20 protein-coding genes are annotated in these 21,587 nt (G+C 71.6%); 3 read left to right on the top strand and 17 right to left on the bottom strand.

The window, feature by feature from the left end; translation table 11 throughout:
- Positions 1-6: 6 nt before the first annotated feature.
- Entirely contained in the window at positions 7-618 is a 612-nt protein-coding gene (rpsD, locus tag ACJ6WD_RS23510) for a 30S ribosomal protein S4 (RefSeq protein WP_233659712.1), read from the bottom strand.
- Between the two features lie 182 nt (positions 619-800).
- Between rpsD and ACJ6WD_RS23515 the strand changes: the two genes are divergently transcribed.
- Positions 801-1,553, top strand: coding sequence for a DUF2470 domain-containing protein (locus tag ACJ6WD_RS23515; protein ID WP_016574284.1), 753 nt, complete (start codon positions 801-803; stop codon positions 1,551-1,553).
- 34 nt (positions 1,554-1,587) lie between these two features.
- Here ACJ6WD_RS23515 and ACJ6WD_RS23520 read toward each other — a convergent pair whose 3' ends face one another.
- The 4 genes from ACJ6WD_RS23520 to ACJ6WD_RS23535 all read right to left on the bottom strand — a co-directional run bounded on the left by ACJ6WD_RS23520 (position 1,588) and on the right by ACJ6WD_RS23535 (position 5,888).
- Entirely contained in the window at positions 1,588-2,946 is a 1,359-nt protein-coding gene (locus tag ACJ6WD_RS23520) for a replication-associated recombination protein A (protein ID WP_233659711.1), read from the bottom strand.
- A gap of 112 nt (positions 2,947-3,058) precedes the next feature.
- Positions 3,059-3,700 carry a vitamin K epoxide reductase family protein gene (locus ACJ6WD_RS23525; protein ID WP_016574282.1) on the bottom strand — a complete coding sequence of 214 codons (642 nt, stop codon included), beginning with the start codon at positions 3,698-3,700 and terminating at the stop codon, positions 3,059-3,061.
- A 196-nt stretch (positions 3,701-3,896) separates the two neighbouring features.
- On the bottom strand, positions 3,897-5,159 hold the full coding sequence (gene hisS / locus ACJ6WD_RS23530) for a histidine--tRNA ligase (RefSeq protein ID WP_233659710.1): 1,263 nt from the start codon (positions 5,157-5,159) through the stop codon (positions 3,897-3,899).
- Positions 5,160-5,171: 12 nt separating this feature from the next.
- On the bottom strand, positions 5,172-5,888 hold the full coding sequence (locus ACJ6WD_RS23535) for an MBL fold metallo-hydrolase (protein ID WP_044373799.1): 717 nt from the start codon (positions 5,886-5,888) through the stop codon (positions 5,172-5,174).
- A gap of 161 nt (positions 5,889-6,049) precedes the next feature.
- Between ACJ6WD_RS23535 and ACJ6WD_RS23540 the strand changes: the two genes are divergently transcribed.
- Together ACJ6WD_RS23540 and ACJ6WD_RS23545 are read left to right on the top strand one after the other, a co-directional pair.
- Positions 6,050-6,880, top strand: a complete 831-nt coding sequence (locus ACJ6WD_RS23540; protein WP_407616439.1) for a peptidylprolyl isomerase — start codon at positions 6,050-6,052, stop codon at positions 6,878-6,880.
- Positions 6,881-7,122: 242 nt separating this feature from the next.
- Positions 7,123-8,352 (top strand): DUF349 domain-containing protein, encoded by a 1,230-nt coding sequence (locus ACJ6WD_RS23545; protein ID WP_233659708.1) that lies wholly within the window; start codon positions 7,123-7,125, stop codon positions 8,350-8,352.
- Positions 8,353-8,453: 101 nt separating this feature from the next.
- Here ACJ6WD_RS23545 and ACJ6WD_RS23550 read toward each other — a convergent pair whose 3' ends face one another.
- From ACJ6WD_RS23550 to ACJ6WD_RS23605, 12 genes are all read right to left on the bottom strand, one after another.
- Complete coding sequence (locus tag ACJ6WD_RS23550) at positions 8,454-10,994, bottom strand: bifunctional (p)ppGpp synthetase/guanosine-3',5'-bis(diphosphate) 3'-pyrophosphohydrolase (protein ID WP_275465512.1); 2,541 nt, start codon at positions 10,992-10,994, stop codon at positions 8,454-8,456.
- A 185-nt stretch (positions 10,995-11,179) separates the two neighbouring features.
- Complete coding sequence (locus ACJ6WD_RS23555) at positions 11,180-11,728, bottom strand: adenine phosphoribosyltransferase (protein WP_020931183.1); 549 nt, start codon at positions 11,726-11,728, stop codon at positions 11,180-11,182.
- Positions 11,725-12,849, bottom strand: a complete 1,125-nt coding sequence (gene secF, locus ACJ6WD_RS23560; protein ID WP_376447246.1) for a protein translocase subunit SecF — start codon at positions 12,847-12,849, stop codon at positions 11,725-11,727. Before secF ends, ACJ6WD_RS23555 begins: the two co-directional genes overlap by 4 nt.
- 1 nt (position 12,850) lies before the next feature.
- Positions 12,851-14,587, bottom strand: a complete 1,737-nt coding sequence (secD, locus tag ACJ6WD_RS23565) for a protein translocase subunit SecD (RefSeq protein WP_020931184.1) — start codon at positions 14,585-14,587, stop codon at positions 12,851-12,853.
- Between the two features lie 154 nt (positions 14,588-14,741).
- Positions 14,742-15,341: a preprotein translocase subunit YajC gene (yajC, locus tag ACJ6WD_RS23570; protein ID WP_407616440.1), complete on the bottom strand. Its 600-nt coding sequence runs from the start codon at positions 15,339-15,341 to the stop codon at positions 14,742-14,744.
- 161 nt (positions 15,342-15,502) lie between these two features.
- The gene (gene ruvB, locus ACJ6WD_RS23575) at positions 15,503-16,591 is read right to left on the bottom strand and encodes a Holliday junction branch migration DNA helicase RuvB (RefSeq protein ID WP_016575945.1); all 1,089 of its coding nucleotides are present in this window, start codon (positions 16,589-16,591) and stop codon (positions 15,503-15,505) included.
- Between the two features lie 79 nt (positions 16,592-16,670).
- Positions 16,671-17,291, bottom strand: a complete 621-nt coding sequence (gene ruvA, locus ACJ6WD_RS23580) for a Holliday junction branch migration protein RuvA (RefSeq protein ID WP_407616441.1) — start codon at positions 17,289-17,291, stop codon at positions 16,671-16,673.
- Positions 17,288-17,839 (bottom strand): crossover junction endodeoxyribonuclease RuvC, encoded by a 552-nt coding sequence (ruvC, locus tag ACJ6WD_RS23585; protein ID WP_016575943.1) that lies wholly within the window; start codon positions 17,837-17,839, stop codon positions 17,288-17,290. Before ruvC ends, ruvA begins: the two co-directional genes overlap by 4 nt.
- A gap of 136 nt (positions 17,840-17,975) precedes the next feature.
- The gene (locus tag ACJ6WD_RS23590) at positions 17,976-18,728 is read right to left on the bottom strand and encodes a YebC/PmpR family DNA-binding transcriptional regulator (RefSeq protein ID WP_016574126.1); all 753 of its coding nucleotides are present in this window, start codon (positions 18,726-18,728) and stop codon (positions 17,976-17,978) included.
- Positions 18,729-18,825: 97 nt separating this feature from the next.
- On the bottom strand, positions 18,826-19,437 hold the full coding sequence (pdxT, locus tag ACJ6WD_RS23595) for a pyridoxal 5'-phosphate synthase glutaminase subunit PdxT (RefSeq protein WP_233659701.1): 612 nt from the start codon (positions 19,435-19,437) through the stop codon (positions 18,826-18,828).
- Between the two features lie 14 nt (positions 19,438-19,451).
- Positions 19,452-20,363 (bottom strand): pyridoxal 5'-phosphate synthase lyase subunit PdxS, encoded by a 912-nt coding sequence (gene pdxS / locus ACJ6WD_RS23600; RefSeq protein WP_016574128.1) that lies wholly within the window; start codon positions 20,361-20,363, stop codon positions 19,452-19,454.
- Between the two features lie 147 nt (positions 20,364-20,510).
- Positions 20,511-21,056: a hypothetical protein gene (locus ACJ6WD_RS23605; RefSeq protein WP_233659700.1), complete on the bottom strand. Its 546-nt coding sequence runs from the start codon at positions 21,054-21,056 to the stop codon at positions 20,511-20,513.
- Positions 21,057-21,587 lie beyond the last annotated feature (531 nt).

The raw sequence follows: 21,587 nt of genomic DNA on the forward strand, positions 1-21,587 counted from the left end.
AGTGGATCAGCGGGCGTAGTACTCGACGACGAGCTGCTCGTCGCAGATCACCGGGATCTCCTTGCGGTTGGGGTCCCGGTCGAGGCGGAACGCCAGCGCCTGGAGGTTGACCTCCAGGTAGCGCGGGGTCTCGCCGTCGGGGGCGTAGCCACCCTCGCGGGCCACCTGGAAGGGGTGCTTGTCACGGCTGCGCTCGCGGACCATCACCACGTCGCCGGGGCGGACGCGGAACGACGGCTTGTCGACCTTGCGGTCGTTGACCGAGATGTGGCCGTGGACCACCATCTGGCGGGCCTGGTAGATGGTCCGGGCCAGGCCCGAACGCAGGACGAGCGCGTCCAGACGGCGCTCAAGCTCGACGATCAGGGCCTCGCCCGTCTTGCCATCGACCTTCCGAGCGCGGTCGTAGGCACGGGCCATCTGGCGCTCGCTGATGTCGTACTGAGCGCGCAGACGCTGCTTCTCCAGCAGTCGGACCTTGTAGTCACTGCTCTGCTTGCGGCCACGGCCGTGCTCGCCGGGCGGGTAGGGACGGGCCTCGAAGTACTTGACGGCCTTCGGCGTCAGCGCGATGCCGAGCGCACGGGACTTCTTGACCTTGGGACGCGACTGGTTCACGTGGAACGTTCCTCCATGTAAGTTAGGTGAGGCTTACCTTAGCGCGAGGAGAACGCATGTTTCGACCTGGGATCCCCCTGCCCGGCGCAGACAGCACCGGGACGGGTCAGCCGCGTCCCGTGGACGACGCCCAGCGGCCCTCGGCGGCTGAGCGCGTACGTACTCTCGTCGAGTCCAATGGTATGGGCTCGCTCGACATCCCCGGAGTCGAGGATCCCGACGAGACCGGCCTCTCGGCTCCCGTCTGCCGGACGGTCACGCCCGAAGGAGACGTGCTGCTCCTGGTTCCTGGGGACTCCGCGGCCGCCCGGGCGGCGTCGCACGCCCAGGACGACGACCTGCCGGCCGTGATGGAGATCACGGACGTGGCGCCCGTTTCGGTGCCCCACCGGATCCGCGGACGCGCCTGGGTGGCCGGCTGGCTCACCCCGGTGCGCAACGAGCAGCGCGCCCGGGCCGCGATGCTGCTCGCCGAGCGGCACCCGGTCGGCGAGCTGCTCGGCATCGGCGAGGCACTCGCCCCCGACCCGGCCCCGGGCCAGTACGGGCGCCCCGCCTGGACGCTGCTGCGCCTGGAGGTCGGCGAGGGCGCGGTGGACGACCTGTGGGGCGCGGAGTCCTTCGAACCGGAGGAGTTCGCCGGCGCGGTACCCGACCCGCTCGTCGCCCACGAGGCGGAGCTGCTCCAGCACCTGCACGCGGCCCACGCCGAACAGGTCCGCGGGCTGTGCGCGCTGCTCGGCGAGCGCGGCGAGGTCTGCGGGTTGCGGGAGCACGCCGTCCCGGTGGGCCTGGACCGCTTCGGGCTGCGGGTCCGCTTCACCGACGGCGCACACCGGACCTTCGACGCCCGCTTCGACTTCCCCGAGCCGGTCCGGGACGTCGTCGAACTGCGCCGGGCGATGCACGTGCTCTTCGAGGCCGCGGCCAGCTGACCGGCCGCCCACGGCCCCGCCGGCCGCACCCCGGTCAGTCGCCGTGCTCGCCGCGCAGCCGGTCCCGGACCCGCTCGGCGACGTCGGCGTAGCGCGCCTCGGCCCCGTGCCGGGTGGGGGCGTAGTAGCGCGTGCCGTGCACCGCGTCCGGGGCGTACTGCTGGGCCGCGATGCCGCCCGGCAGGTCGTGCGGGTACTGGTACCCCTGGCCGTGACCGAGCTTCTGGGCGCCCTTGTAGTGGCCGTCGCGCAGGTGCGCGGGGACCGGCCCGGCCTTGCCGGCCCGGACGTCCGCCAGCGCGGCGTCTATCGCCAGGTACGCGGCGTTCGACTTCGGGGCGAGGGCGAGCGCGATGGTCGCCTGGCTGAGCGTGATCCGGGCCTCGGGGAAGCCGATCAGCGCCACCGCCTGGGCCGCGGCCACCGCGGTCTGCAGCGCCGACGGATCGGCCAGGCCGATGTCCTCACTCGCGGAGATCATCAGGCGCCGGGCGATGAACCGCGGGTCCTCTCCCGCCTCGATCATCCGCGCCAGGTAGTGCAGCGCGGCGTCGACGTCGGAACCGCGGATGGACTTGATCAGGGCGCTGGCGACGTCGTAGTGCTGGTCGCCGGCCCGGTCGTACTTCACCGCCGCGCGGTCCACCGCCTCCTCCAGCGTCTGGAGGGTGATCTCCGGCTCCCCCTTCGCCAGCGCGGAACCGGCCCCCGCCTCCAGCGCCGTCAGCGCCCGCCGGGCGTCGCCCCCCGCGATCCGCAGCAGGTGCGCCTCGGCGTCTTCGGGGAGGGTGACCGCCCCGCCGAGCCCGCGCCCGTCGGTCAACGCCCGGTGCAGCAGGCCCCGCAGGTCGTCGTCGGTGAGCGGTTCGAGAGTCAGCAGCAGCGAGCGGGAGAGCAGCGGGGAGATCACCGAGAAGTACGGGTTCTCGGTCGTGGCGGCGATCAGCGTGACCCAGCGGTTCTCGACCGCGGGCAGCAGGGAGTCCTGCTGCGCCTTGCTGAAGCGGTGGATCTCGTCGAGGAAGAGGACGGTGTCCTTGCCGTAGCCGCCCGAGGCGCGGCGGGCGCCGTCGATGACCGCCCGCACCTCCTTGACGCCGGCCGTGATCGCCGAGAGCTCGACGAAGCGCTTGTTGGTCGCCTGGCTGACGACGTACGCCAGCGTCGTCTTGCCGATGCCGGGCGGCCCCCACAAAAACACCGACGACGGACCCGCCGGGCCGCCGCTGCCCTCCCCCACCAACCGCCGCAGCGGTGAGCCGGGCTTGAGCAGGTGCTGCTGCCCCACGACTTCGTCGAGGGTGCGCGGACGCATGCGTACGGCGAGAGGCGACCCCGCGGGGTCCTTCTCCTGACGGTCTTCCGCAGCGGCGGTGAACAGGTCGGGCTCCACGTCTACGGAGCCTATGCCACACCACTGACAACGCCCCGGCCGCCGGGTTCGGCTGGCCGGGGCGCGGGGCGCGGCGGCGGTGCGGAGACGTCCGGGACGTCCCCGGGAGCGCTCAGATGAGGCTGCTCCAGTACGACCACCAGCGGGTCAGGATCAGCAGGGCGATCACGCCGTACCAGAGCACCGGAACCACCCAGTGGAACTCCACGACCGCGTCGCGCAGGCCCCGGGGCGCCGGCAGGATGCCGTGCTTGAGGTTGTGCACGGTGGTGTACCAGAACATCAGGATGGTCACGCACCAGGTCAGCGTGCACCACAGGCAGAGCGCGTTGATCTCGTACAGCGACTGGGACATCAGCCACATGCAGAAGACCGCGGCGAGCAGGGTGCCCACATTGAGGCCGAGCCAGTACCAGCGGCGGAACCGGGCGCCGGCCAGCAGGGCCATGCCGATCGCGATGACCACGGCGAACCCGACCAGGCCGGCCATCGGGTTGGGGAAGCCGAAGGCCTCCGCCTGCTTGCTCTGCATGACGCTGCCGCAGGAGATGATCGGGTTCAGGCTGCAGGCCGGCTTGAAGTTCGGGTCCTTCAGCAGCTCGAACTTGTCCAGGGTGATGATCCAGGCGGCCAGGCCACCGAGCGCACCGGTGATGACCAGGAGCAGGGCGAGGCCACGACCGGAGCCGATGGTCTCCGCGGCGCTCGCGCGGTCGTCGTCGGTGGACACGTCGTCAAGCGCTGTCGTCGTCATATGGCCGTTCCGTCGGTCCCGTGGGAGGTGGGGGCGAGGCCGGCGGTCCCGGCCGCATCCTTCATTGTGCCGCACCTCCCTGTGAACCCGGGGTGCCGAGGACGGATCCGGGGTGGCTGCGCGTACCGGGGTTGACGCGCGGGGGCCCGGACGGCGCGCTGCCGTCCGGGCCCCCGCGGGGTCGGTTTCCGCCGGCTCAGGCCAGCGCCCGCCGGACCTCGTCGACCACCGCGTCCAGCGCGATGGCGGTCTGTTCGCCGCTCTGCAGGTCCTTGAGCTGGACCAGGCCCTCGGCCAGGTCCCGCTCGCCGGCCACCAGGGCCAACCGCGCGCCGGAGCGGTTGGCGGACTTCATGGCGTTCTTCAGGCCCTTGCCGCCGTAGGCGAAGTCGGTGGCGACCCCGGCCAGCCGCAGCTCGGTGACCTTGCCGAACAGCACCCGACGGGCCTCCTCGCCGAGCGGGACGGCGTAGACGGAGGTGGCCGCCGGCAGGTCGAGGGTGATGCCCTCGGCCTCCAGGGCCAACACCGTGCGGTCGACGCCCAGCGCCCATCCGACGGACGGCAGCGCGGGCCCGCCGATCATCTCCGAGAGGCCGTCGTAGCGGCCGCCGCCGCCCACCGCGGACTGCGAACCCAGGCCGTCGTGGACGAACTCGAAGGTGGTGCGGGTGTAGTAGTCCAGGCCGCGGACCAGCTTCGGGTCGTCCTCGAAGGCCACGCCCGCCGCGGTCAGCAGCTCGCGCACCTGCTCGTGGTAGGTCTTGCACGCCTCGCAGAGGTAGTCGCGCAGCATCGGCGCGCCGATCAGCTGCTCCTGGACCGACTCCCGCTTGTCGTCCAGGACGCGCAGCGGGTTGATCTCGATCCGGCGGCGGGTCTCCTCGTCCAGCTCCAGCCCGCGCAGGAAGTCCTGGAGCGCGGCGCGGTAGACGGGGCGGCACTCCTGGTCGCCCAGCGAGTTGAGCAGGATCCGGAAGTCGCTGAGCCCCAGCGAGCGGTACGACTGGTTGGCCAGAATGATCAACTCGGCGTCCAGCGCCGGGTCCTCGACGCCGATCGCCTCGGCACCGACCTGCGAGAAGTGCCGGTAGCGGCCCTTCTGCGGACGCTCGTAGCGGTAGTACGAGCCGGAGTACCAGAGCTTGACGGGGAGGTTACCGCCCTTGTGGAGGTTGGCCTCCAGCGCGGCGCGCAGCGTGGAGGCGGTGCCCTCGGGACGGAGCGCGAGCTTGTCGCCGCCCTTGGTCTCGAAGGCGTACATCTCCTTGGTGACGATGTCGGTGGACTCACCGACACCGCGGGCGAAGAGCTCGACGTTCTCGAAGCCGGGCGTCTCGATGTAGCCGTACCCGGAGTTCCGCAGCGGTGCGGCGATCGCCTCGCGCACCGCGAGGTACGTCGCGGACGACGGCGGGATCAGGTCGTAGGTGCCCTTGGGTGCCTGAAAGGTGCTCACGGAAGGTTCTCGTCACATTCCTCGTCGCGGAGCGGCGGTCGGGGTGCCGTCTCCGAGGCCGGCGGCCACCTGCCTGAGGAAGGGGTTGGTGGCGCGCTCGTGGCCGATGGTGGTCTGGGGGCCGTGGCCGGACAGGACGACGGTGGAGTCCTCCAGGGGCAGGCACACGCGTGCCAGCGACCGGAGGATCTCGGCGGAGTCGCCGCCCGGCAGGTCGGTGCGTCCGATGGAGCCGGCGAACAGCAGGTCGCCCGAGAAGAAGACCGGCGGAACGTCCGCCTGCTCGGGCATCCGGAAGGTCACCGACCCCTTGGTATGGCCCGGGGCGTGCGCGACCGAGAACTCCATCCCGGCCAGCTCCAGGACGCCGCCGTCGGCCAACTCCTTGACGTCGTCCGGCTCGCCCACGGTCAGCTCGCCCATCAGCTGCTGCCCGAGGGACCGGCCGAGCGCCTTCTCCGGATCGCTCATCATGGCGCGGTCCTCGGGGTGGATCCAGGCGGGGACGCCGTGCGCACCGCACACCGGGACGACCGACGCGACGTGGTCGATGTGGCCGTGGGTGAGGATCACCGCGACGGGCTTGAGCCGATGCTTCTTGAGCGCTTCCTCGACGCCTTGGGCGGCCTGGTGGCCCGGGTCGATGATCACGCACTCCTCGCCGGCGGCGGGGGCGACCAAGTAGCAGTTGGTCCCCCAGGCCCCGGCGGGGAACCCGGCAATCAGCACGTTCGTCCTTAAAGATCGGCGGGGTGCGGGCCTGCGGGACCGCGCCCGGAACATCTCGGCAGCTCCAGAGCCTACCGGCGGGACTCCCGGCAGGGCGAACCCGTATACGGTACGGCCACGGCAGACGGCCGCGATCGAGGCTGAGGACAAGGAGACGACCGGTGGTCAGCAAGGACCGGCGGCGACGCGAGCTCGCCCGACAGAAGTACGCGCGCCAGCGACAGCGGCGGGACGAGTCCGTGCGGCGCACCAAGCGCCGCAACGTGATCGTCGCCGGCGTCGTGGCGGTCGCACTGGCCGCTGGCGCCACCGCGTACGCCTCCGTCACGCTGATCGGCGGCGACCGCAAGGGCACCACCGACGACGCCGCCCCGGCTCCGTCCGCGACCGCCGACCCGTGCGCCCGGCCCGCCCCGGGCTCGCCGTCGAAGAAGACCTGGCCGAAGGAGCCGGCGATGACCGTCGACGCCGCGGCGTCGTACACCGCCGAGCTGGCCACCACCTGCGGGCGCATCACCTTCGCCATGGACGCGGCCAAGGCACCGCACACCGTCAACTCGTTCGCGTTCCTGGCCGGGCAGGGCTACTTCGACCACAGTCGCTGCCACCGCCTCGTCGACCAGCGGATCTACGTGCTGCAGTGCGGCGACCCGAAGGGCACCGGCGAGGGCACGCCCGGCTACACCCTCCCGGACGAGAACCTCAAGGACCCGCGACTGAAGGGCGACGTCTACCCGGCGGGCACGGTCGCCATGGCCAACCGCTACGACGGCACCGACCCCAAGACCCGCAATTCCGGCGGCAGTCAGTTCTTCCTCGTCTACCAGGACAGCCCGCTCCCCCCGAACTACACGCCGTTCGGGCGGATCACCGGAGGGATGGACGTCCTGAAGAAGATCGCCGCCGCCGGTTCGCGCCCCGATCCGGCGACCGGCAACACCGCGCCCAACGCCACCGTCGTCATCGACAAGGCGGTGGTTCGGAAATCCTGATCCGAGGTGGCCGGTACGGGGGAACGCCCGGTCGTCCCCACCGAATTTCGGTCGTGCTGGATGCGGACAGCCGACCGCCGGTCGCCTAGATTGGCGTTGTGTAGGGTGCCTGATCCGACGGCCTGCCACCCTCACCGCAATACAGCCCGTCGGACCGGTCGGGGCGCTGCCCCGCCGGACAGAAACTGTGGACGATGCCGGGGGGCCACGGGCCCGCGTCGGCATCATGTTGAGGAGGCGCTGTGAGCAGCGACCCGTGGGGCCGCGTCGATGAGACGGGGACCGTGTACGTGCGTACCGCCGACGGAGAGCAGGTCGTCGGATCGTGGCAGGCGGGCACTCCCGAAGAGGCCCTCGCCTACTTCGAGCGCAAGTATGAGGGCCTGGTCGTGGAGATCGGCCTCCTGGAGCGACGGGTCAGGACCACCGACCTCTCGGCGAAGGACGCCCAGATCGCGATCGACCACCTGCGCCAGCAGGTCGACGAGCACCACGCGGTGGGTGACCTCGAGGCGTTGAAGAAGCGGCTGGACGCCCTCGTCAGTGCGGTCGAGTCGCGGCGCGAGGAGCGCCGGGCGGCGAAGGCCCGGCAGACCGACGAGGCCCGCGAGGCCAAGGAGAAGCTGGTCGTCGAGGCCGAGGAGTTGGCCGCCAGCGAGCAGTGGCGGGCGGCCGGCGAGCGCCTGCGGGCGCTGGTGGACACCTGGAAGGGCCTGCCGCGCCTGGACCGCAAGACCGACGACGAGCTGTGGCACCGCTTCTCGCACGCCCGGTCGGCGTTCTCCAAGCGGCGCAAGGCGCACTTCGCCACGCTGGACGCGCAGCGCGAGGACGCCCGCAAGGCCAAGGAGAAGCTGGTCGCCGAGGCCGAGTCGCTGTCCGGCTCCACGGACTGGGGGACCACCGCCGCCCGCTACCGCGAGCTGATGCAGGACTGGAAGGCCGCCGGTCGCGCCCAGCGCGAGCACGAGGACGACCTGTGGAACCGCTTCCGCGGCGCGCAGGACGTCTTCTTCCAGGCGCGCAGCGAGGTCTTCGCGGAGCGCGACGCCGAGCAGCGGGAGAACCTGACCCGCAAGGAGGAGCTGGCCGCCGAGGCGGAGAAGCTGCTCCCGGTCACCGACCTGAAGACGGCCCGGGCCGCGTTCCGGGGCATCAACGAGCGGTGGGAGGCCATCGGTCACGTGCCGCGGGACGCCCGTCCCAAGATCGAGGGCCGGATGCACGCCGTCGAGCGGGCCATCCAGGAGGCCGAGGAGGCCGAGTGGCGGCGGACCAACCCCGAGGCGCGGGCCCGCGCCGCGGGGCTGACCGGCCAGCTCCAGGACGCCGTCGACAAGCTCCAGAAGCAGATCGACACGGCGCGGGCGGCCGGCAACTCCGCGAAGGCCGACAAACTCGGCCGGGAGCTGGAGGGCCGCAAGGCGCTGCTGGACCAGGCACTCAAGGGCCTGGAGGAGTTCGGCGGCTGATCCGCCGCACGACAGCAGGACGGCCCGCCGGGGATTCCCGGCGGGCCGTTCCGCGTGCGGGCGGGGGCGGGAGCCGCTCGACGGCCGCCCCCGCGCCCCGGTCAGGGACGCCGGGCCGAGGTCACCCGGTAGACGTCGTAGACCCCCTCCACGCCCCGCACCGCCTTCAGGACGTGCCCCAGGTGCTTGGGGTCGCCCATCTCGAAGGTGAAGCGGGAGGTGGCGACCCGGTCGCGGGAGGTCTGCACCGCCGCCGACAGGATGTTGACGTGCTGGTCGGACAGCACCCGGGTGACGTCCGACAGCAGCCGGGAGCGGTCCAGCGCCTCCACCTGGATGGCCACGAGGAAGACCGACGACTGGGTGGGCGCCCACTCGACTTCCAGGATCCGCTCGGGCTGGCGGGACAGCGAGTCCACGTTCACGCAGTCGGCGCGGTGCACCGAGACGCCGCTGCCGCGCGTGACGAACCCGATGATGGGGTCGCCGGGCACCGGCGTACAACAGCGGGCCAGCTTGACCCACACGTCGTCCACGCCCTTGACGACCACACCCGGGTCCGCGCTGGAACGGCGCTTGGAGCGCGGCCGGATCGGCGTCGACTCGGCGATGTCCTCGGTCGCCTCGTCCTGTCCGCCGAGCGCCTGCACCAGCTTCTGGACGACGCCCTGCGCGGCGACGTGGCCCTCGCCGATGGCGGCGTAGAGCGAGGAGATGTCCGGGTAGCGCATCTCGTGCGCCAGGGTCACCAGCGAGTCGCCGGTCAGGATCCGCTGGATCGGCAGGTTCTGCTTGCGCATGGCCCGCGCGATGGCGTCCTTGCCCTGCTCGATCGCCTCGTCCCGGCGCTCCTTGGAGAACCACGCACGGATCTTGTTGCGGGCGCGCGGGGACTTCACGAAGCTCAGCCAGTCGCGGGACGGCCCCGCACCGGGCGCCTTGGAGGTGAAGACCTCCACCAAGTCGCCGTTGTCCAGCGTCGATTCGAGCGGCACCAGGCGGCCGTTGACCCGCGCGCCTATGGTGCGGTGGCCGACCTCGGTGTGCACCGCGTAGGCGAAGTCCACCGGGGTGGCGCCGGCGGGCAGCGCTATCACGTCGCCCTTGGGCGTGAAGACGAAGACCTCGTTGCGGGAGAGGTCGAAACGCAGCGACTCCAGGAACTCGCCCGGGTCCTCGGTCTCCTTCTGCCAGTCCAGCAACTGCCGCAGCCAGGCCATGTCGTTGACGGTGTCCTGGCCGACGCCCTTGCCGCTGCTCTTGGGCGCGTCGGTGCGCACCTTGGAGGCGCCGGCAACCGCCTCCTGCTTGTACTTCCAGTGCGCGGCGATGCCGTACTCGGCGCGCCGGTGCATGTCGAAGGTGCGGATCTGGAGTTCGACGGGCTTGCCGCTGGGACCGATCACCGTCGTGTGCAGCGACTGGTACATGTTGAACTTGGGCATCGCGATGTAGTCCTTGAACCGGCCGGGGACCGGGTTCCACCGCGCGTGGATGGTGCCCAGGGCCGCGTAGCAGTCCCGGACCGTGTCGACGAGGACGCGGATGCCCACCAGGTCGTAGATCTCGGCGAAGTCGCGGCCGCGCACGATCATCTTCTGGTAGACGCTGTAGTAGTGCTTGGGCCGGCCGGTGACGGTGGCCTTGATGCGCGCGGAGCGCAGGTCGGCCTGCACCTCGTCGGTGACCACCGCCAGGTACTCGTCGCGCTTGGGGGCGCGCTCGGCGACCAGCCGGACGATCTCGTCGTACATCTTGGGGTAGAGGATCGCGAACGCGAGGTCCTCCAGCTCCCACTTGATGGTGTTCATGCCCAGCCGGTGCGCAAGCGGGGCGTAGATCTCCAGCGTCTCGCGGGCCTTCTTCTCCTGCTTCTCCCGCTTGAGGTAGCGCATGGTGCGCATGTTGTGGAGCCGGTCGGCGAGCTTGATGACGAGCACCCGCGGGTCCTTGGCCATCGCCACGACCATCTTGCGGACCGTCTCGGCCTGCGCGGCCTCGCCGAACTTGACCCTGTCCAGCTTGGTCACGCCGTCGACGAGCAGCGCGACCTGGTCGCCGAAGTCCCGGCGCAGGGTGTCGAGCCCGTACTCGGTGTCCTCGACCGTGTCGTGCAGCAGTCCCGCCATCAGCGTCGCCGGGTCCATCCCCAACTCGGCGAGGATGGTGGTGACCGCGAGCGGGTGGGTGATGTACGGGTCGCCGCTCTTGCGCTTCTGGCCGCGGTGCCAGCGCTCGGCGACCTGGTAGGCCCGCTCGACCTGGCGCAGCGTGGCGGTCTCGATCTTGGGGTCGTTGCTGCGGACGGCCCGCAACAGCGGCTCGAGGACCGGGTTGTACGGGCTGGAGCGCTGCACTCCCAGCCGGGCGAGGCGGGCCCGGACGCGGTTGGGCGAGCCGGAGCGGCCGGCCGAGGTGGTCGACAGCGATCTGCTCGGCGGCTGCGGCGCGGGGGCCGGTCGGGACCGGCCGGTGGGGGCCTGGGGCGCGGCGGGCGCGGCGGTGCCGTCGGCCGCGTCCGGTCGCTCGGGCTGCGGCGCGTCGGAGGAAGCCGCGGGCTGCGGCTTCGGCTCGTCCGGGCGTGCGGCGGGGGTTTCCGCCGGACGCGGTCCGGGGGAGAGCGGCTGAGCCTCGTCTGGCAAGGGCACTCCTCATGCGGGTACGGACCCCAGGGCCTCGAAGCGGCCGGGGTGCCATGGTATCGAGCCCATGGCCATGGCTGCCGCGCGGCCATGGGTCCGTACATGACACAGCAGCGGGGGCACCCGGAATGTTCCGGATGTCCCCGCTGCTCCCGTGCGGGTGCCGGACGGTGCCGGCGGGCGGCTCAGACCGTGATCAGGGCCTCCAGCGGAGCGCCCTTCAGACCCGGCTCCAGCCGCTGCCGGCCGTCCAGGAAGCCCAGCTCCAGCAGCACCGCCAGGCCCGCCACCTCGGCACCGGCCCGGCGGATGAGCTGCAGCGACGCGTCCGCGGTGCCGCCGGTGGCGAGCACGTCGTCGATCACCAGGACGCGGTCGCCGGGGGCCAGCGCACCGGCGTGGATCTCGATCTCGGCGGTGCCGTACTCCAGCTCGTACGCCTGGCCCAGCGTCGCACCGGGCAGCTTGCCGGCCTTGCGGACCGGGACGAAGCCGACCCCGGCGGCCACCGCGACCGGGGCGGCGAGGATGAAGCCGCGGGCCTCCAGGCCCACCACCTTGTCGACCCGGAAGCGCTCGCACAGGTCGACGAAGGCGTCGGTCAGCGCGCGGAACGCGGCCGGGTCGGCGAGCAGCGGGGTGATGTCCTTGAAGACCACGCCCGGCTGCGGGTAGTCCGGCACGTCCGAGATCCGGCTCAGCAGCAGCTCGCGCAGTGCGGCGGGAACGCTCATCGACGCCTCCCCGACGGGCGACCGCGGCCGCCGCGGTTGCGGGGCTCGGGCTGGGTGCGCGGGCCGACGACGGCGGCACCCTCGGCGTCCTCGTCGGCTCCCGCGTCCGCTCCGGCGTCGCCGCCCTCCTGGCGGGCCGCCTCCTTGGCCGCGGCCGAGGCACGCTTGGCGGCGACCCGCTTGGCCAGCGCCTTCATCTGCGGCTCGCGGTTCTTCAGGTCGGCGACCAGCGGCGTCGCGATGAAGATCGACGAGTAGGCACCGGCGGCCAGACCCACGAACAGTGCCAGCGAGATGTCGTTGAGCATGCCCGCGCCCAGCACGCCACCGCCGACGAACAGCAGGCCGGCGACCGGCAGCAGCGCCACGACGGTGGTGTTGATCGACCGCACCAGGGTGCCGTTGATGCTGCGGTTGGCGATCTCGCTGTAGGTGAAGCGGGTCTGCTTGGTGATGTCCTTGGAGGCTTCCTTGAGGCTGTCGAAGACGACGACGGTGTCGTACAGCGAGTAGCCGAGGATCGTCAGCAGACCGATGACCGTGCCCGGGGTGACCTCGAAGCCGACCAGCGCGTAGACGCCGACCGTGATCGTCAGGTCGTGGATCAGGGCGACCAGTGCGGCCACCGCCATCCGCCACTCGAAGGCGACGGCGAGGTAGAGCACCACCAGGACCATGAAGATCCCCAGGCCCAGCCACGCCTTGTTGGCGATCTGCTCGCCCCAACTCGGGCCGACCAGCTGGGTGTTGACGTCCTGGACCGGGACCTTGAGGTCCTTGGCGATCTCCTCCTGGACGGGCACCGACTGCTTGGTGTCCAGACCGCTGATCTGGATGCGCAGCGCGCCGCCGCCCAGCTTCTGCACCATCGCCTGGTGGCCGGGGGCGGCCGACTCGGCGTGGTGCTGGGCCTCCTCGGTGGAGACCGAGGTCTTCGGGGTGGTGAAGACCGCACCGCCGGAGAATTCGATGCCCATGTTCAGACCGCGCACCGCCAGGCCGACGATGGCCGTGATGGTGATCAGGATCGAGACCCCGTACCAGATCTTCCGCTTGCCGATGAAGTCGTAGCCGACCTCACCGCGGTAGAGCCGGGCGCCGAGGTTGCCGAGCTTCGACATCTCACGCCTCCTTCGTCTGGTTGGGGGCGGTGCGACGACGGCGCAGCGGCGGCTTGGCGCCCAGGCGCTTGGGGTCGAGGCCGGACCAGGAGTGCCCCTCGGAGAAGAACTTCCGGCGGGCCAGCAGCGTCATCAGCGGCTTGGTGAAGAGGAAGACCACGACCACGTCGAGGAGGGTGGTCAGGCCGAGGGTGAACGCGAAGCCCTGCACCTTGCCGACGGTGACGATGAACAGCACCGCGGCCGCCAGGAACGACACGAAGTCGGAGACCAGGATCGTGCGGCGGGCCCGCGGCCACCCGCGCTCGACGGCCGGTCGCAGCGTGCGGCCCTCGCGGATCTCGTCCCGGATCCGCTCGAAGTAGACGATGAACGAGTCGGCGGTGATGCCGATGGCGACGATGGCGCCGCAGACCGCCGGGAGGTTCAGCGCGAACCCGATGCCCGGGCCGAGCAACGTCATGATCGTGTAGGTCAGGACCGCGGAGACCCCGAGGCTCGCCAGCGCGACCAGCGCCAGCCCCCGGTAGTAGGCGACCAGGTAGATGACGACCAGCGCGAGGCCGATGGCGCCGGCGATCAGACCGGCGTGCAGCTGCTCGCCGCCGAGCGCCGCGGTGACCGTGGTCTCGTCGTCGATCTTGAAGGAGAGCGGCAGGGCACCGTAGGACAGCATGTTGCCGAGGTCCTCGGCGGACTGCTGGGTGAAGCCGCCGGAAATGGTGGCGTTGCCGCCGTTGAGCCGCTCGCTGACGCGCGGGTCGGAGACCACCGCGCCGTCCAGCACGATCGCGAACTGGTTCTGCGGCTGCGCCTTGGCGGCGAGCTTGCCGGTGACGTCCGCGAACTTCTTGCCGCCGTCCGAGGTGAAGTCCATCTGGACGATCCAGCCCTGGCCCTGCTGGCTGTCGAAGACCGCCTTGGCGTCCTTGACGTCCGTGCCCTCGACGCCGACCGGGCCGAGCACGTACTTCTGGGAACCGTCGTCCTTGCAGGCCACGACCGGGTCGGTGGGCTTGGTGCCGGCGGCCTGCTCACCGGCCTGGGCACGGCCCGCCTTGGTGGAGCAGTCCAGCGCCGCGAACTGCTTCTGCAGGGCCGGCGGGACGTCCGCACCACCGGGGGCGGGCGGCGTCGGCTGGGCCGAGGGCTTGTCCGACGCGGAGGCCGACGGCGAGGCGGACGGCTTCTTCAGCGCGTCCGTGACCGCGCGGCCCTGGGTGGAGGCGCTGGCGCTCGGGGTCGGCGAGGAGCCCTTGCCCCCGGTGGCCTTCTCGCCGGTCTTGCCGCTGGCGGAGGGGCTGGGCTTGGGCTCGGGCGTCTTGGCACCCGCGGCGGTGGTCAGCACCGGCCGGAACGCGAGCTGGGCGGTGGTGCCGACCTGCTGGCGGGCCTGCTTCGCGTCCGTCCCCTTGGGGATGTTCACGATGATGTGGTTGCTGCCCTGCGTCTGGACCTCGGACTCGGATACACCCAGACCGTTGACCCGCCGCTCCATGATGCCGGCGGCGGTGTTCATGTTGGTCTCGTTGATCGCGTTGGGCTTGCCCGGCTGGTTCTGCGCCGCCAGCGTGAAGCTGGTGCCGCCCGCCAGGTCGATGCCCAGCCGGGGCGTCATCGTGCCGGAGTAGAACATGCCTCCGACCAGCGCCGCCATCGCGATGAGGACCAGGATCAGGGTGCGCCCTGGATGCCCCTGGCTCGTGGGCGCCCTGCGGCCCTTCTTCGGTGCTGCCACCTTGTCGTTTCTCCCTGTCCAACCCCTCGGCCGGGGGTGTCTGCCGAGCGGCCACGAAGTCTTGTGGGGACGTGCCCCCGCCGGAGCCTAGACCGTCCGGGAACCGCGGTGCGTCCGATCGGGAACGTGCCGCGGCTCCCCGCTGCGGAACGGACTACTTCGCGTCGGCGCCGCCGGCCTTCTTGCCGTCCTTGGCGTCGCCGCCCTCGGCGGTCGCCTCGTCGGCCTCGGCGGCCTTGTCCACCTTGTCAGCCTTCTCGGCCTTCTCAGCCTTCTCGGCCTTCGCGGCGTTCTCAGCCTTGTCGCCCTCGGCGTCCTTGGCCTTGTCGGCGGCGGGCTCGGCGTCGTCGCCGGCCTCGGCCTTGCCCAGGTCGATCTTGCCGGCCTTGTCACCCTTTTCGGTGGCTTCGGCACCGGTCAGCGACGAGACGTCGTCCGGAACGACCGGGCCGTCCTCGCCGGTGATCGGGTCGGCGCCGTCCAGAATGCGGTTGTACTCCTCATCCGCGAGCACCGCGCCGATGGCGTTCTTGGCGTAGATGGCGTGCACGCCGGGGGCGACCTCCAGGAGGACGGTCTCCTCGTGGATCTCCTTGACGGTGGCGAACATGCCGCCGATCGTCCGGACGCCGGTGCCGGGCTGCATTTCTTCGCGCATCTGCTGGGCCGCCTGCTGCTTCTTCTTGGCGGACCGCGTCATCAGGAACATGGCCCCGATGAGGACGATGAACGGGAGGAGAGTCATGATACTCACGGGACGGAAATCCTTCGCACGACCGCTTCTCCGCGGTCTCATATACAGAGGTGGATATACCGTCCATACGGGCGGCATCGGCGGAGTCTAAGCGAGTCCGCACCAGTGGAACAACGCCCAGCATCGCACCGCAGTTCCTGACCGGGCGAGTCTCCGCGCCGTCATGCCTCGAACAGTCCACGCTGTCCGCTTCCGCCCGCTTGCTGCGGGGGCACCAGCCCGAGGTGGGCCCAGGCCGCGGGGGTCGCGATCCGGCCGCGCGGCGTACGGGCCAGCAGCCCCTCCCGCACCAGGAAGGGCTCGGCGACCTCCTCGACGGTCTCACGCTCCTCCCCCACCGCGACAGCCAGGGTGGAGAGCCCCACCGGGCCACCGCCGAACAGCTTGAGCAGGGCGGTGAGCACCGCGCGGTCCAGCCGGTCCAGCCCGCGAGCGTCGACCTCGTAGACCCCGAGGGCCTGCGCGGCGACCTCGCGGGTGATCACTCCGTCGGCCTTGACCTGGGCGTAGTCCCGGACCCGGCGCAGCAGGCGGTTGGCGATCCGGGGCGTGCCCCGGGAGCGGCCGGCGATCTCGGCGGCCCCTTCGGGCTCTATCTCCACGTCGAGCAGACCGGCCGAGCGGCGGATGACGCGCTCCAGCTCGACCGGCGCGTAGAACTCCATGTGGCCGGTGAAGCCGAAGCGGTCGCGCAGCGGCGGCGGCAGCAGACCGGCCCGGGTGGTCGCCCCGACCAGGGTGAACGGCGGGAGTTCCAGGGGGATGGCGGTCGCGCCCGGCCCCTTGCCGACGATCACGTCGACCCGGAAGTCCTCCATCGCCATGTAGAGCATCTCCTCGGCGGGCCGGGACATGCGGTGGATCTCGTCGAGGAAGAGGACCTCGCCCTCCTGGAGGGAGGAGAGGATCGCCGCCAGGTCGCCGGCGTGCTGGATGGCGGGGCCGGAGGTGATCCGGATCGGGGCGCCCATCTCGGCCGCGATGATCATGGAGAGGGTGGTCTTGCCCAACCCGGGCGCACCGGAGAGCAGCACGTGGTCGGCGGTGGCTCCCCGGGCGCGGGCCGCCTTCAGCACCAGGTCGAGCTGTTCGCGGACCCGCTCCTGGCCCACGAACTCGTCGAGGTCCTTGGGCCGCAGCGCGGCCTCGACGGCGTTCTCCTCGCCGTCGGCGTCGGCCGCCACCAGCCGGTCGGCCGGGACGTCGGCGGTCTCCTCGGCGGTGGACGGTGCGGTGTCGTCCCAGTTCACTGCGGATTGCCTCGCGGGGTCGGGGCGGCCGGGCCGCCTGCGGGGTGGTGCGGTCGGGGGTGCGCGGGCGCGGCGCCGGTCATCGGGCGCGGTTGAGGGTCTGCAGCGCCGCCTTCAGCAACTGCGGCACCTGCGGCGTGCCGCCCGCGGCGGCGGTCGCCTCGGCCTGCGGAGCCACCGCGGCGACCGCCTCGTCGGCCTCCCTGGCGGCGTAGCCCAGACCGACCAGCGCGGCCTGGAGCTGATCGCGCCAACCGGCCGGTGCCGCCGCTCCGGCCACCGGACGGGCCGTGCCGACCGGTGCGCCGAGCCGGTCCTTGAACTCCAGCAGCAGCTTCTGCGCGCCCTTCTTGCCGATGCCCGGCACGGCCGTCAGCGCCTTCTCGTCGCCCGTGGACACCGCGAGCCGCAGGGCGTCCGGGGAATGCACCGCGAGCATCGCCTGGGCCAGCCGCGGGCCGACCCCGCTGGCGGTCTGCAGCAGTTCGAAGGTCTGCCGCTCGTCGTCGTCGGCGAAGCCGTAGAGGGTCAGCGAGTCCTCGCGGACGACGAGGGAGGTGGCGAGCTTGGCGAGCTCGCCGAGCCGGAGGCCGGAAAGGGTGTTCGGCGTGCACTGGACGGCCATGCCGACGCCGCCGACCTCGACGACGGCGGTGTCCGGTGCCAGGGCCGCGACCGGGCCGGAGACGAAGGCGATCATCGAGTGCCCTTCAGGGTGCGTGCGGGTGCGGGTGTGCGGCGGGCCGCGGCCTGGGCCTGCTGGAGGCGGTTGACCGCGGGGGCGCGCCAGATGTGGCAGATGGCCAGGGCGAGGGCGTCGGCGGCGTCGGCCGGCTTGGGCGGTGCGGAGAGCCGCAGCAGACGGGTCACCATCGCTCCGACCTGCGCCTTGTCGGCCCGTCCCGAGCCGGTGACCGCGGCCTTGACCTCGCTGGGGGTGTGCAGTGCGACCGGCAGCCCGCGGCGCGCGGCGCACAGCATGGCGACCGCGCTGGCCTGGGCGGTGCCCATGACCGTACGGACGTTGTGCTGGCTGAAGACCCGCTCCACGGCGACGTACTCGGGGCGGTGGGTGTCGAGCCACTCTTCCAGGCCGCGCTCGATCAGCACCAGGCGGTGGGCGACGTCCGCGTCCGCCGGGGTCCGCACGACGCCGACGCCGACCATGGTCAGCGGCCGCCCGGCCACCCCGTCCACCACGCCGACCCCGCAGCGCGTCAGCCCCGGGTCCACCCCCAGCACCTTCATCGGGCCCCGCCCCTCGCCGTCGTTCGGTCGTCTGTTCCTTACGTTCCTGCAGGTTAGTGGCTGCCACTGACAAACCGACGGGCCGGCGGGGTGTGTTCCCCGCCGGCCCGTCGTACGACCGGTTAGCCCTCGACCGTCAGGCGTCGACCTTGGCCATGACGTCGTCGGACACGTCGAAGTTGGCGAAGACGTTCTGCACGTCGTCGCTGTCCTCCAGGGCGTCGATCAGCTTGAAGATCTTGCGCGCGCCCTCTTCCTCCAGCTCGACCTGCATGGTCGGGACGAAGTTGGCCTCGGCCGAGTCGTAGTCGATGCCGGCCTCCTGGAGCGCGGTGCGCACCGCGACCAGGTCGGTGGCCTCGCTGAGCACCTCGAAGGACTCACCGAGGTCGTTGACCTCCTCGGCGCCGGCGTCCAGGACCGCGCCCAGGACGTCGTCCTCGCTCAGCTCGCCCTTGGGGACGATCACCACGCCCTTGCGGTTGAAGAGGTACGACACCGAACCCGGGTCGGCCATCGAGCCGCCGTTGCGGGTCATCGCGACGCGGACGTCGGACGCGGCACGGTTGCGGTTGTCGGTGAGGCACTCGATGAGCACCGCGACGCCGTTGGGACCGTAGCCCTCGTACATGATCGTCTCGTAGTCGGCGCCGCCGGCTTCGAGGCCGCCACCGCGCTTGATCGCGGAGTCGATGTTCTTGTTCGGGACCGACTGCTTCTTCGCCTTCTGCACGGCGTCGTACAGCGTCGGGTTGCCTTCCACGTCGACGCCGCCCATCCGCGCCGCGACCTCGACGTTCTTGATCAGCTTCGCGAAGAGCTTGCCGCGCTTGGCATCGATCACGGCCTTCTTGTGCTTCGTCGTAGCCCATTTAGAGTGGCCGGACATCCGCCTGTCTCCTTCGCGTAACCCATGTCAGAAACGATCGCCCCAGATCCTACCGGGAGGGCGGCCGGTCTCCCGAACTCCGCCCCTCACACCGCGCTTACGCGCGCTTCCCCTGAGGGGTCACCGCACGGACCATGTCCACGAAGAACCCGTGGATCCGGTGGTCACCGGTCAGCTCCGGGTGGAAGGACGTGGCGAGCACGTTACCCTGCCGCACTCCCACGGTATGTCCACCGTACGTCGCGAGGACCTCCACGGAGGCGCCGACCGACTCGACCCAGGGCGCCCGGATGAAGACGCCCTCCACCGGGCCGCCGTCGATCCCGGCCACCTCGACGGCCGCCTCGAACGACTCGTTCTGCCGCCCGAAGGCGTTGCGGCGCACGATCATGTCGATCCCGCCCAGCGTCTCCTGGTCGTCCCGGGCGTCCAGCAGCTTGTCGGCGACCATGATCATGCCGGCGCAGGTGCCGTAGACCGGCCGCCCCGCCCGCACGAACGCGCGCAGCGGCTCCAACATGCCGAACACGACCGCCAGCTTGGACATGGTCGTGGATTCGCCACCCGGAACGACCAGGCCGTCGATTGCGTCGAGCTCCTCGGGACGACGGACCGGCAGCCCCCGGGCGCCGGCGTCCGCGAGCGCCTTGAGGTGCTCGCGGACGTCGCCCTGGAGCGCCAGCACGCCGATGATGGGAGTGGTGCTCATCAGTTCCTGCGTCCTTACCAGCCGCGGTTGGCGTAGCGCTCGGCCTCGGGGAGGGTATCGCAGTTGATGCCGACCATGGCCTCGCCCAGGTTGCGGGAGACGTCCGCGATGACCTTCGGGTCGTCGTAGAAGGTGGTGGCCTTCACGATCGCGGCGGCGCGCTTGGCCGGGTCGCCGGACTTGAAGATGCCGGAGCCGACGAAGACGCCCTCGGCGCCGAGCTGGCGCATCAGCGCGGCGTCGGCCGGGGTGGCCACACCGCCGGCGGAGAACAGCACGACGGGGAGCTTGCCCAGCTCGGCGACCTCCTTGACCAGCTCGTAGGGGGCGCGCAGCTCCTTGGCGGCGGCGAACAGCTCGTTGTGGTCGCAGCCGCGCAGCTTGGCGATCTCGCCCTTGATCTGACGCAGGTGGCGGACCGCCTCGACGACGTTGCCGGTACCGGCCTCGCCCTTGGAGCGGATCATGGCCGCGCCCTCGGCGATCCGGCGCAGCGCCTCACCGAGGTTGGTGGCGCCGCAGACGAACGGGGTGGTGAAGGCCCACTTGTCGGAGTGGTTGACCTCGTCGGCCGGGGTGAGGACCTCGGACTCGTCGATGTAGTCGACGCCGAGCGACTGCAGGACCTGGGCCTCGACGAAGTGGCCGATCCGGGACTTGGCCATGACGGGGATCGAGACCGCGTCGATGATGCCGTCGATCATGTCCGGGTCGGACATCCGGGCCACGCCGCCGTCCTTGCGGATGTCGGCCGGGACCCGCTCCAGGGCCATGACGGCGACGGCACCGGCGTCCTCGGCGATCTTCGCCTCTTCCGGCGTGACGACGTCCATGATCACGCCGCCCTTGAGCTGCTCGGCCATGCCGCGCTTGACGCGCGCGGTTCCGGTCTCGGGGGTCTGGGGCGTGGTGGGCGTGCTGGACACGTTGACCTCACTCAGTGCGGGTGGTTGCGCTTCGGCGCCTACACAACCGTGGGTCAGCGACCTGGGAAAAGGGCCAATTAGAGGCCGGTGGCTTGCCGACCTCGACCGTCCCACCAGCCGGATGGTCTGCTTCCGCTTCGTGGTCGGTCAGTTCCCGACCGAGCGGTCGTCCAAGACGGCCGGCGGCTCGTCGTCCATCTCGAACGCCATCGGGAACGGCGCATGCCCGGCCAACCGCACATAGCGCACCACCCGATGCCGACGGACCGCCCGCGCCGCCCGCACCGCGTCGTTGTGGAACCGCCGCGCCATCGGGACCCGGCGCACCGCAGCGGTCAGCTCCACGACCGTCCGCTCCCCGCCCGGCGCCTCCCGCACCGCCGCCAACTGCGCCTCGTCCTCGAAGACCGCCCGCAACGCCTGGCTCAGCTCGCTCTCCGCGACCTCGCGCTGCTCCTCCGTCGCCTGCCGGGCGTCATGCGCGGCCTGGTAGAGCACGATCGAAGCCGCCGGATCCAACACCCCCGACGTCCCCACCTCCTGCGCGACCGAAGCCCGCCGCAACAACTGGGCGTCCAACGCCGCCCGCGCCGCGTCGATCCGCGCGTGCAGCCGGTCGAGCCGACCGGCCGTCCAACTCAAGTAGAGGCCGATGAGGACGATCGCCGCGGCGATCCAGATAAACGTTGTCACGCCGAGTCACGCTATCGCTTGCGCGGGGCCGCTGCGCGGGGCGTCGTCGTACGTCGTCGGCTGTCCCGCCGTGGGGGTTTCCGTTTGCGCCTGCGGCGCGGGGCCGCTGCGCGGGGCGCCGTCGAACGTCTCCGGCCGTCCCGCCGTGGGGGTTTCTGTTTGCGCCTGCGGCGCGGGCCGCTGCGCGGGGCTTCGTCGAACGTCTCCGGCCGTCCCGCCGTGGGGGATTCCGTTTGCGCCTGCGGCGCGGGCCGCTGCGCGGGGCGCCGTCGAACGTCTCCGGCCACCCCGCCGTGGGGGATTCCGTTTGCGCCTGCGGCGCGGGCCGCTGCGCGGGGCGCCGTCGAACGTCTCCGGCCGCCCCGCCGCGGGGGATTCCGTTTGCGCCTGCGGCGCGGTGCCGCTGCGCGGGGCGTCGTCGAACGTCTCCGGCCGCCCCGCCGCGGGGGTTTCCGTTTGCGCCTGCGGCGCGGGGCCGCTGCGCGGGGCTGGTCGGGTGCGGTGCCGGGGGTGCGGGTGGTGGGGTGTCCG

This window comes from Streptomyces sp. VTCC 41912 (assembly GCF_045799175.1).
In the GTDB taxonomy this organism is placed as follows: domain Bacteria; phylum Actinomycetota; class Actinomycetes; order Streptomycetales; family Streptomycetaceae; genus Streptomyces; species Streptomyces albulus_C.